The 11,053-nt window shown below is 47.2% G+C and carries 12 protein-coding genes; 5 read left to right on the forward strand and 7 right to left on the reverse strand.

What is annotated here, in order from left to right; genetic code table 11:
• Nucleotides 1-195: 195 nt before the first annotated feature.
• Entirely contained in the window at nucleotides 196-495 is a 300-nt protein-coding gene (locus Q0380_RS07310) for a DUF883 domain-containing protein (RefSeq protein ID WP_298962030.1), read from the reverse strand.
• A 165-nt stretch (nucleotides 496-660) separates the two neighbouring features.
• On the opposite strand from Q0380_RS07310, the gene panC reads away from it, so the two are divergent.
• Genes panC through Q0380_RS07330 form a run of 4 tightly spaced genes read left to right on the forward strand, consistent with a single transcriptional unit; the run spans nucleotide 661 to nucleotide 4,649 of the window.
• A complete protein-coding gene (gene panC, locus Q0380_RS07315) occupies nucleotides 661-1,482 on the forward strand; it encodes a pantoate--beta-alanine ligase (protein ID WP_298962032.1) in 822 nt (273 codons plus the stop codon).
• Nucleotide 1,483: 1 nt separating this feature from the next.
• On the forward strand, nucleotides 1,484-2,998 hold the full coding sequence (locus tag Q0380_RS07320) for a MiaB/RimO family radical SAM methylthiotransferase (protein WP_298962034.1): 1,515 nt from the start codon (nucleotides 1,484-1,486) through the stop codon (nucleotides 2,996-2,998).
• On the forward strand, nucleotides 2,995-3,996 hold the full coding sequence (tilS, locus tag Q0380_RS07325) for a tRNA lysidine(34) synthetase TilS (RefSeq protein ID WP_298962037.1): 1,002 nt from the start codon (nucleotides 2,995-2,997) through the stop codon (nucleotides 3,994-3,996). The genes Q0380_RS07320 and tilS overlap by 4 nt, the downstream gene beginning before the upstream one ends.
• Nucleotides 3,993-4,649 carry a metallophosphoesterase gene (locus Q0380_RS07330; RefSeq protein WP_298831279.1) on the forward strand — a complete coding sequence of 219 codons (657 nt, stop codon included), beginning with the start codon at nucleotides 3,993-3,995 and terminating at the stop codon, nucleotides 4,647-4,649. Before tilS ends, Q0380_RS07330 begins: the two co-directional genes overlap by 4 nt.
• A gap of 236 nt (nucleotides 4,650-4,885) precedes the next feature.
• Here the strand turns inward: Q0380_RS07330 and Q0380_RS07335 are convergent, their stop codons facing one another.
• From Q0380_RS07335 to Q0380_RS07350, 4 genes are read right to left on the reverse strand one after another with little or no spacing between them, the layout of a single operon-like run.
• Nucleotides 4,886-5,641, reverse strand: coding sequence for a hypothetical protein (locus Q0380_RS07335; RefSeq protein ID WP_298962041.1), 756 nt, complete (start codon nucleotides 5,639-5,641; stop codon nucleotides 4,886-4,888).
• Nucleotides 5,642-5,687: 46 nt separating this feature from the next.
• Nucleotides 5,688-6,341 (reverse strand): lysophospholipid acyltransferase family protein, encoded by a 654-nt coding sequence (locus Q0380_RS07340; protein ID WP_298962044.1) that lies wholly within the window; start codon nucleotides 6,339-6,341, stop codon nucleotides 5,688-5,690.
• A complete protein-coding gene (gene miaB / locus Q0380_RS07345) occupies nucleotides 6,322-7,617 on the reverse strand; it encodes a tRNA (N6-isopentenyl adenosine(37)-C2)-methylthiotransferase MiaB (RefSeq protein ID WP_298962047.1) in 1,296 nt (431 codons plus the stop codon). Before miaB ends, Q0380_RS07340 begins: the two co-directional genes overlap by 20 nt.
• Nucleotides 7,614-7,856: an HP0268 family nuclease gene (locus Q0380_RS07350; protein ID WP_005870077.1), complete on the reverse strand. Its 243-nt coding sequence runs from the start codon at nucleotides 7,854-7,856 to the stop codon at nucleotides 7,614-7,616. The genes miaB and Q0380_RS07350 overlap by 4 nt, the downstream gene beginning before the upstream one ends.
• Nucleotides 7,857-8,014: 158 nt before the next feature.
• Here Q0380_RS07350 and nusA point away from each other — a divergent pair, with 158 nt between their 5' ends.
• Nucleotides 8,015-9,142, forward strand: a complete 1,128-nt coding sequence (gene nusA, locus Q0380_RS07355; protein WP_298962050.1) for a transcription termination factor NusA — start codon at nucleotides 8,015-8,017, stop codon at nucleotides 9,140-9,142.
• Between the two features lie 392 nt (nucleotides 9,143-9,534).
• Here nusA and Q0380_RS07360 read toward each other — a convergent pair whose 3' ends face one another.
• A complete protein-coding gene (locus Q0380_RS07360) occupies nucleotides 9,535-10,146 on the reverse strand; it encodes a YiiX/YebB-like N1pC/P60 family cysteine hydrolase (RefSeq protein ID WP_298962053.1) in 612 nt (203 codons plus the stop codon).
• Nucleotides 10,128-10,511 (reverse strand): DUF4878 domain-containing protein, encoded by a 384-nt coding sequence (locus Q0380_RS07365; protein ID WP_298962055.1) that lies wholly within the window; start codon nucleotides 10,509-10,511, stop codon nucleotides 10,128-10,130. The genes Q0380_RS07360 and Q0380_RS07365 overlap by 19 nt, the downstream gene beginning before the upstream one ends.
• Nucleotides 10,512-11,053 lie beyond the last annotated feature (542 nt).

An 11,053-nucleotide genomic window follows, 5' to 3' on the forward strand; every position in this document is an offset into this window, starting at 1 on the left:
AAATTTCTCCGATAGTTTTTTCAAGAAGCGCGTGCAGTCCTAGCAAAAAGAAAACTAAGCCTATAATGCAAATTATGCCCGTAATTATATTTAGTAAAACCGAGTTGGCGCTCTTTAAAAAAGAGCGCCTGATATCGCTAGCTTGAGCGTATACGAGCTCTACTACCGAAACTATAAATTCAGATATGCCGGCCATTATTTTTTCAGCAGCCAAGCGAGCAAAAATCCGACGCCCGCAGCGATAGCGACGCTTTTTATCGGATCTTGTTTTATCGTGTCATTTACGCTTTCTATGCCGTCTTTGCCTTTGAGCCTTAGATCGTCTATATATTTTTTGATCTCATTGCTATTTAGCTGATCTAGAATTTTATATTTAGCAGACTCAGCACGCTCTACGCCTATGTTTTTGATAGACTTCATAATCTCTTTAAAATCTGCTTTTAAAGAGTCGATATCCTTTTTCAAAGATTCCAAATTTGTCTCTTGAGTAGCCATTTTCGCTCCTTTTGAAGTTTATTTTAGAGCTAAAGCTCGTGGTAGATTTTAGTACTTATTGATTAACGCTCGCTAAATAGACCGCCCTTTTGCGCTTAATTTATACCTTTAATATTTTTTGATATAATTGCCAGCCTTAATATTTTATATTGAAAAGAGAGAACAATGCAAATTATTAGAAGCGTAGAGGAGCTAAAAAGCTTCAGAGCATCGGCAAGCGGCAGCGTGGGCTTTGTGCCTACGATGGGAGCTTTGCACGCGGGGCATGCAAGCCTCATAAAAAGGGCGCGAAACGAAAACGATATCGTAATCGTCTCGGCGTTCCTCAATCCGGCGCAGTTTTTGCCTGGAGAGGATCTAAATAGCTATCCAAAAAACGAAGCGGGCGATATTAAAATTTGCGAGAGCCTCGATGCGAACGCGCTTTTTATCCCGACCGTGGATGAAATTTACGGCACGGAGGAGCCAGCAATCATAGCACCTAAGCCAATAAGTGAAATTTTAGAAGGCAAAACGCGCCCCGGGCACTTCGACGGCGTACTTAAGGTGCTAAATAAGTTTTTTAATCTAACTCGTCCTAGCAACGTTTATATGGGCAAAAAGGACACCCAGCAGCTTTTTATCGTGCAGAAGATGGTAAAGAGCTTTTTTATGCCTATAAATATCATCTCTTGTGAGATTGTGCGCGAAAGTGATGGGCTCGCGCTTAGCTCGCGCAACGCCTATTTGGATGAGGAGGGAAAGCTTATGGCGCTTAAGCTTTCGCGCTCCTTGCTAAACGCCAGCTCGCTTATTAAAAAAGGTGAGATCAGCCTAAATATCATCCGCGAAAAGATGCTTAGCGTGCTTGAGCCGCTGGCAGTCGATTATATAGCGTTCGTGGATTATAAATTTAATGAAATTTCACAGATCAAGCAAGGCGATACGATAATACTGCTTGCCGCAAAGGTCGGCACAACCCGCCTGATCGATAATATCTGGCTGTAAAATGGCAAAACTCCATCTCGTCTCGCTGGGCTGTAATAAAAATTTAGTCGATAGCGAGATCATGCTCGGACGTTTGCAAAACTACGAACTCACGGATGAACCTGCGAGTGCGGACGTGATGATCGTAAATACTTGCGGCTTCATAGCAAGCGCCAAGCAGGAGAGTATCCGTGCGATTTTGAAGCTTAGCGAGCAGAAAAAAAGCGGCGCGCTGCTGGTCGTCACGGGCTGTCTGATGCAGCGCTACAAAGACGAGCTCATGCGCGAGCTGCCCGAGGTCGATATTTTTAGCGGCGTCGGCGACTACGATAAGATCGACGAAATGATCTTAAAAAAGCAAAATTTATTCAGCCCGCAAACCTATCTGCAAAGCCCCGCGCTTACCTCTTCGCGCGTGATAACGGGCTCAAACTACCACGCTTACGTTAAAATTTCAGAGGGCTGTAATCAAAAATGCTCTTTCTGCGCCATTCCGAGCTTCAAAGGTCGCCTAAAAAGCCGCAGTATAGACGACATCGAAGCAGAGGTGCGCGGCTTGGTAGCGCGTGGGTTTTACGATTTTAGCTTTATCGCACAGGATTCCAGCAGCTACGGCCGCGATCTAAGACGCGGCAAAAAGGACGGATCGAATTTTAAAGGCTCTCGCGATAAGTTAAATTCCGCATTCTTTCGCGACGGGCAGAATTCCGATAGCTCAAGTGGCGGCGCGGGAGATAAAATTTCCACTCAAAGTAGTAGGCTCTCCTGCAGTAAGGGCTCTGGCGGCGAGAGTGCAGACGACGAAAGAGTCCACGAGCAGGATATAGATCTAGTCGCACTGATAAAACGCATCGAAAAAATTAGAGGCGTCAAGGTCGCGCGCGTGCTGTATCTCTACCCCACCAGCACCGACGAGCGACTCATCCGCACGATCGTGGACTCACCCGTTTTCGCAAACTACTTCGACATGCCGATCCAACACATAAACGACAAAATGCTAAGCCTGATGAAGCGCGGCGCGAGCGCGGCGCGGATCAAAGAGCTTTTAAGCTTAATGCGTGCAGCGCCTAATTCATTTCTGCGCACGGGCGTCATCGTCGGACACCCGGGCGAAGGTGAAGCCGAATTTGACGAGCTTTGCAACTTTTTGCAGGAGTTTAAATTTGATAGAATTTCAGCTTTTGCTTACAGCAAGGAGGAGGATACGGCGAGCTTTGCGATGCCGCAGATCCCTGCGCGGACAATTAGCCGCCGCCTAAATAAAATCGAAAAAATCACGCGCGAGGCGATAGATAATAGCATGCGCGCGCTCGTAGGCAAAAAGATGCCCCTAATAATCGAAGGCGCCAGCAGCGAGGGCGAGTTTTTTTACGGCGCCAAGCCTCTTGCATGGGACAAGGACATCGACGGCGAGATTTTAATCAACGAAAGCTACGTGCAAAATCTAAAAGCAGGCGGTCTATACGAGTGCGAAATCACGGAATTTGCGGGCGATAGGCTACTCGCGCGAGTACTAAAAAGCTCGCAAGGACAATGAAAAACTCGCCTGAAATTCCAAGCAAAATTCTAGCCTTGCTGCGAGCTAGCAAAAATCTGCTTGCTTTTTCGCACGGCGTCGACAGTACAGCGCTTTTTTACCTTTTAGACGAGGCAGGCGTGAAATTTGACCTTGCGATCGTGGATTACAACGTCCGCGCGCAAAGCAAGGACGAGGTCGCCTCTGCGCGAGATCTGGCGGCCAAATTTAACAAACAAATCTATGTAAAAAGCGTGCAGCTAGGCGCGTCAAATTTCGAGCACGAGGCACGCGCGGCCAGATACGAGTTTTTCGCCGAGATTTGCCGCGAGCAGGGATATGAAAATTTGATCTTGGCGCATCAATTTGACGATAAATTCGAGTGGTTTTTGATGCAGCTTGGGCGCGGCGCGGGGCTTAGCGAGCTACTTGGCATGCAAGAGCTCGAAGCCCGCGATGACTACGTGATCGCTCGTCCGCTTCTAGGCGTACGAAAGTGCGAGCTGGAGCGGTTTTTGCGTGAGCGAAACCTAAAATACTTCACCGACGAGACGAATTTGACGGACCGATTTAAGCGCGGTCGCGTTCGCGCTAAATTTAGCGAGCCGTTTTTAAATGAGTACTTTGGCGGCGTAAAAAAAAGCTTTGAGTTTTTGGCGGCTGACGCATTAAGCTTAACTCCCGAAATTTCTAATCCTGCACCTAAAATTTATCTCGTAAAACGCGGTCTTGGCGAGCTTCGTGGTGTGGATCTTGCCTGCAAGCGGCTAGGACTCGTGCTAAGCTCGGCGCAGCGAAACGAATGCGCGCGCTGCCTAGAAAACGGCGCTGATTGTGTGTTAGGCGGCAAGGTGGCCGTCGGAGCGGGCAAAAACTTTATTCTCGTAACGCCCTATATCAAAGCGGCGATGGACAAGAAATTTAAAGAAGCGTGCCGCACCCTAAAAATCCCGCCGATAAACCGCGGATTTTTATTTGTCACGGGCACGGATCTTGCGCTATTTGAGGAGCTTTTATGAGCGTTTATTTTACCTCCGATCTACACTTCGGCCACGAGCTGGTGCTGAAAAAATATCCGAATTTTAGAAAAGGCGCAAACGTAGCCGAGATGGATGAAAATCTCATTGCCGCTTGGAATGCGCTTGTTACACCCGAGGATCTCGTCTATAATCTCGGCGATGTGTCCTTTCACAAGGATTTTGCGCACACTTGCGAGTTACTTCGCAGACTAAACGGGCGACATTTTTTGGTGCTGGGCAACCACGATGGGCGCATCGCTGCGATGAAAAACGAGCTGCTAAGCGGACGCAAGGCGGACGGCAATTTTATGTTTGAGCAGATCGTAGGCTACGCCTTTGTGCGCTTATCGCATAAGAGAGCGGCTCTGTCTCACTACCCGATGATCGAGTGGGCAAACTGCCATTATGGCGCGCTGATGCTCTACGGTCACCTGCACGCAGATATGGCTGAAGTTTCGGGCAGGGCGCTAAACGTGGGCTTTGATCTGCACGGCAAAATTTTAAGCGAAGACGAGGTGTGGTCGTATCTGAAAGATATCCCGCCCAAGGCCCATCACGCAAGCGAGCTAGAGGGCATTAGCGAGAACGACGACGTGGAGCAAAGGCGAGCTTTGATAGAAAATTTTTTAAGCAAAATTAATCGGGATTCGTGAAAAAGATAAAATTTACAGCGCAAAGACGGGCCCTTTGCGACAAATAAGTTTAAATTTAAAAGCGAGCCGTTAAATACGGATGATTTTACCTAGCCAAAATTCCATTATGCAACGCGAGATAGATTTAACAAAATGCGGCGCAAATAGACAATCAAATCGTATCAAGCAAGCACAATCTTGCAAAGCTAAAGATTAAATTTTAAAATTCTGCCTAGGTGCGGAGCAAAAAATTTGATCTAGCGGGCTTCCAGCATCGCGATTTTGTTGATGTAATCGGCGAAATTTAGATTTATCAAATTTGTTTTGATGAAGATGCGCGTGAAAATCACATAACCAATCTCGTTGCTAAGCGTGCCGTCGGAGTAGATGAAAACGTTGGTGAGAAACTCGCTATTTTCGGATTTGTAGAAGGTCTCAATCTGAAAATTTAAAAGCTCGTAAAATAGCTCGTCCGCGTCGCTCATCGCCGCCTGCATCTCCTCATCGATACGCATTATGTCGGCATAGAGTACGCGCTCTTGGTTGGCGACGACGAAACATGCGCGGTTATTAAATTTCAGTGCGAACATCGCCATGTTTTCAAAATCGCTTTGATTTTTTAGCAAGAAGTATAAAATTTTAAATAAACTAGCGTGCGAGCTAAATTCTATTCCAAAAGTCTCATCCGCCGCCTGTGCACTTGCGCGAGGAAATTCCACTATGAAGCTATCATCGACTTTTTGATAAATGCTATTTTCTTTAATCATATAATCCTCGTTAAAATACACTCTTTGATTTTCGTCGTCTATCAGCACGCAAGAGATTAAATTTTTATCACTCAGATCCGCAAAGCCCGCCAGTGAGGTAGCCAGATCATTTTCTTGCGTAATGGGAAAGCGATCGGATTTCTCATCCAAAATTCTTTTGCCAAAGCCCAATTTTCTATAAAAAAACTCGCATGCGTCGACACTTTTAGCGACGCCGAGGAATGATTTTGCTTTAAATAGTGCCATTTTTTCTCCTAAAATTGCAATTATATCGAAACACTATTATTTCAAACTAAAATTTAGCGTCCTTCTCGGCGCTTGCAAAAAGCAGTTGCCTGATCGCCTCTTTGCCCGCATCGAGGCTAAGCCCAGTTAAATTTAACTGCGCGCTGAGGCTGTAATTTATACGCGAAAACGGCTTTGGCAACACCATCTCGTCCCAGCTGCGAAATTTCCAAAAGCTGCTCGCTTCGTAATTTAGCGCGTAAATACCTAAGTTCAGTCGCTGCGCAAGGATCACGGCACCGTCGGCGACGCTGTGAAGCGGCCCGCGCGGGCCGTCGGGAGTGATGATGACGTCGGTACCGTTTTTTATCTCTTTGATCGCGCCCATAAGCGCGCGTGCGCCGCCTTTGAAGCTACTGCCGCGGATCGCGCCGATGCCGAAATGCGAGATCACGCGCGTAATGATTTCGCCGTCTTTGTGATCGCTGATGATGACCTTAGCTCGCCTCTTGCTGCCGAAATCCCGCAGCCACCAGCGCCTATAAGCAAAGCTCATCATAGCTAGTCTTCCATGCCAAAACACGACGACGCAGGGCTTTTCGGGCAACTTCGCGGGGGTAAATTTAACCCTGCACGTTAAAAAAATACACCAAATCAGAATAAAAATGAGATATTCAGAGGCGCGGAAAAACAGCCGCTTTTTAAGCGATAACTTTTCCATAAAGCGCCATTCTGGCGGTCTTTTCGACATGTACTTTGCGCGTTTTGCCTAACAGCTCCTCGCTGCCTTGCGCGCAGATTAGAAAATTTGAAAAGCTTCTACCGCACACAGTGCCGGCCTCTCGCAGCTCCTCAAAATACACGTCGAAAATTTTATCTTTTTGCGCTCCTGCGATCTCGTCTAAAATTTTAGCGTGAGCGCTTTGCAGCCTGCTTAATCTTTCGCTTGAAATTTCATCATCCAGCGGCTTTAAGCTTGCCGCTGGCGTGAGCGGTCTAGGGCTAAATTTAAAGGAAAAAACCTGCTCGAATTTCACCGCCTCTAGCACCTCCATCGTCTCAGCAAAATCATCCTCGCTCTCGCTCGGATAGCCCACGATGATGTCGGTGCTAATCGCCACGCCGGGGCAGCTTTGGCGTAGCTTAAGCGCGCGGTCTAGATACCACTGCTTGGTATATCCGCGCTTCATATCGCGCAAAACCTTGCTAGAGCCGCTTTGTAACGGCATGTGCATCGATTTACAAATTTTAGGATTATTGCAAAAAATGTCCAAAAATTTATCGTCCATATGCAGCGGATGCGGGCTGGTAAAGCGGATGCGCTCGATGCCCTCTATCTCGCTAAGCCGCATGAGCAGGTCGCTGAAGTCAATTTTTTCGTGGGCATTAGAAAAGCGCTTGCCGTAGTTATTGACATTTTGGCCGAGCAGAAATATCTCTTTGGCGCCGCGAGCTGCGGATCTTTCGGCTTCGCGCAAAATGATTTGAGCGGGGATCGAAATTTCATCGCCTCTAGTCTGCGGCACGATGCAGTAGGAGCACTTTTTGTCGCAGCCGATCATTATGTTTATGAAGGATTTATATGGCGAGCTCGCAAAATCGCCGAATGCAAACTCGCTCTCGTCGTAGTTTATGTCCGTGCTAATAAATTTAGGCGTACGAACGGCTTGCGAAATTTTAGATACGTTTCTGGCACCGAGTACGAAATCCACAAATGGCGCGCGCTTAAAAATTTCTCCGCCCAGATGGCTTGCGGTACAGCCGCAAACGCCGATTTTGGAGCCCTTTTTTCTAGCTTTATCAAATGCTCCGATCTCGCTGAAGAGCTTATGCACGGGCTTTTCGCGTACGGAGCAGGTGTTTATTAAGATCAAATCCGCGATATTTACGTCGTCGGTAATCTCGTAATCTTGCTCTTTTAGCTGCGCGATAATATGCTCGCTATCGCGCACGTTCATCGCGCAACCTAGGGTCTGGATGAAGAGGAGTTTACTCAAAGGATATGCACCTCGTACATATACTCGTTTTCGTTCAGCCCGTATCGCACTATGCGCTGATACACGCTAAAACCCTTAGTATCGAAAAAATCCACCAAAGCGGCTAAATCTTTTTGAGAATTTTCTCTATCCAGATAAAATATTTTTTGTCCGCTCTTTTCTACTTGGGCTTGCAAATCCTCGATCTTAACGCTTTTTGGCTTAGAGGCAAGCTCCGTTCTGGCAAGTTTTAGCTGCATGATCTATCCTTTCATTTATCTTTTTAAACCCGCGAGTTTAGCGAAATTTAGATAATAATTCGTTTAAATAAAAATAAAGTCAAAATTCCATATAATACCGCACTTCAAAATTTAAAATCCAAATTTAGTAGCACGAAATCAAATCTTAAGGAAAATTTATGGAAAAAATCACCGACATCATCGAGTCGATTGCAAATGAAAAGGGGCTTGAGCCCGCAGACGTCAAAGAGCGCGTCAAAACAGCGTTTATCCAGACCGCAAAAAGACTTTTCGGCGAGGAGTATCTCTACGACAGCGAAGTCGATCCGCAGACCAAGCGCGTCAAGCTTTACCAAAAGGTCCACGTCGTCGCGGATGATGATGAGCGGCTCGGCGATCACAACTTCATCGCGCTTAACGAGGCCAAAAAAATAGGCGAAAACGCGGAGATCGGAGATGAACTAAGCTACGAAATAAATATCGAAAACCTCGGCCGCACGGCTTCCGGCGTGCTAGCTAGAGAGCTAAATTTTCACATCCAAAGGCTGCTTGAAGAGAAAATTTTTGAAAACTATAAAAGCAAGGTAGGTACCCTTACCCACGGCACAGTCACCAAGATCGATCACGACGGCACGACCTACGTAGAGATCGAGGATACGAAAGCCTTCATGCCGCTTAAGAACCGCATCAAGGGCGAAAATTTCAAAGTAGGCGACGTGCTACAAGCCGTCATAAAAAACGTAGCCATCGACAAATCCCACGGTATCAGACTGGAGCTTTCGCGCACCAGCCCAAAATTTCTAGAAGCCCTGCTCGCAGCCGAAGTCCCAGAGATCAAAGACGGCAGCGTCATCATCCAAGCCTGCGCGAGGATTCCGGGCAGACGCGCCAAGATCGCGCTTAGCGCCGTCTCGCCAAACGTCGATCCGGTAGGCGCCACCGTCGGCAAAGGAGGCGCTCGAATCGATGCGGTGAGTAGATTTTTAAGCAAAAATTTGCAAGACGGAAGCGGCGGCGAGAGCATCGACGCGTTTGAATACTCCGCAAGCCCCGAAATTTTGATCACTCGTGCGATGGCGCCTGCGATCGTAAACTCGGTCAAAATAGCGCAGGACGGCAAGGCGATCGTCTATGTAAACCCCGATCAAAAAAGCAAAGCGATCGGCAAAAACGGTCTAAATATCCGCCTCGCTTCGATGCTGTGCGGCTGCGAGATCGAGCTTATCGAAACCGGCTTGGCGAGCGAGAAAAAGGTCTCCACGGAGGAAGGTCTTAAAAATCTCGAAGCGCTTTTCGGCGAGCTGTAAAGCTCACGCGCTTTGCTTTTTGAAATTTTGTAAATTACACCTTTTATAAAATTCTATTCTTTTAGGATTTTACGAATTGTAAATTTCGTGTTTTGAAAATTCTGCAGCAAGGCGGAATTTTGTTTTGCACGTAGAATGCGCAGAATCTGAAGCGAGCGGTAATTTTGCGAATTCGGTAGCTAGCGAAATTTATAAAATTTAATGCCCTGCGGAATTCTAATACGAAATTTTGCGGAGTACGGAATTTCAAAATTTAAAGTCAAAGCGAAATTTTGACCGAAATTTTACGGCACGGAATTTTAAGATCAAATTTTATTCATGCGCGGATTTAAATTGACGCGATATTTTAAATTTACACGGCGCGCAAAATTCCAACCCAAGCTAGGTCATGCCTACCACTCGTATAAAATTTCAACGCCGCCGTAATGCCAAAACGCCTTCGGCGCGAGGTATTCGCCGCCTAGGACAGCTAGGTTGAGTTCGAAATACTGCGGCGAAAATTCCGTTATTTTTGAAATTTCCTGCTCAAGCAGCGTCGTGCAGTAGAGGTTCGCTTCGCCGCGAGGTCTTAGCGTAAAACTCTCGCCGACGCGCCTAAGTAAAGAAGCGGCGATGCGCGCCTTTTGCTCCTCGCTTAAAAATTTCATCCGCACCGCGCCAAAGTCTCGCGCATGCGCCAAGAACTCGCGCATCGAAACAGCCGCGACGCCGTCTCGCTCGCCCTCGCCCGTTACCGCGTGCACCACCAAAAGCGGGCGCTCGCGCACGATCATGCCTACGTGCGAGTATTTAAAATCCGTCGCGGTCGCGATTATGCGGCTGTCGGTGACGTCGCCTAGGCGAAAGACGAGATCGCCCGTGCGTAGGTTTGATAAAATTTCATCCGGTACCCGTAGCGGCTCTTTTACAGCAGATGCGCGCGTGAGCATCCAAAGCTCGCCAAGCCCGCCTGTGGCAAATATCAAGCAGATGAGAAACTTTTTGGCTAAAGCGCAACCTTCCATTTGCCGTCTTTTTTGACGAGTTTAACGCTCTCGGTGCGGTTTGTGCCGTTTTTAAAAGACACAGCGACTTTCACGAGCGCCGATTTCTCGTCGCTATTTTGCAGCTCGCCCGAGACGCTCTTTAGCCCGTTGCGCTTGGAGGCCTCCTCCTTGCCGGCACCCGCCATTTGCATTAGTTTGCCGTTTATCATCTGCATAGAGCCGTCGTCCGATCTGTCCTTATCGGGTATGTCTATAGCATCCACCAAAGTCTTAGAATCGCCCTCGTATAGGGCTCTGATGAAGTCCTCGGCTACGCCTTTCGGGTCGCTGCCGCAGCCCGCTAAAACGAATATCGCGATGAGCGCGAGTAGAAATTTTTTCATAAGCTCTCCTCGTAGAAATTTTGAGATTTTATATATAAACGATAAATATTTTTTAAATTCAGATCTTTCTGCTCGGGGGGAATTTATATCGCGTTTGGATTTGCGAAAGGCGTATTCGGTCGTGCTTTTGCTGAATTAAAATAGAATTTTGCATTCGAAGGGAAGCTCGTCTTGCCTCGATAAAATTTTATCTTGCCAAAGCAAAATTTTATAGCAACTCCTGCGAACCGTGTCTTGCGGCACGCCACTCAAACGGCGCCCAAACTCATTCGGTAGCGTGCGAGGCAAGCTTTGCTTGTCGGAACTGAAATTTAGCCGTATTTTGCGGCTAAAATTTTAAAATTTAAATGTCGCCTCCGCCGGATCGATCGCTTGCGATTTTGTTTTTTGGCACTGTGCGCGAAATTATAAGAAAATTTTATCTGAATAGAGCTATAATCTAGTAATTTTTCTAAAGGAAGATCATGGAAACTTGGGCGGCTTGGGCGCTTGCATCAGCACTCTTTGCGGCGCTGACCGCGATATTTGCAAAAATCGGACTC

The sequence above is a fragment of the uncultured Campylobacter sp. genome (assembly GCF_937959485.1).
In the GTDB taxonomy this organism is placed as follows: Bacteria; Campylobacterota; Campylobacteria; order Campylobacterales; family Campylobacteraceae; genus Campylobacter_B.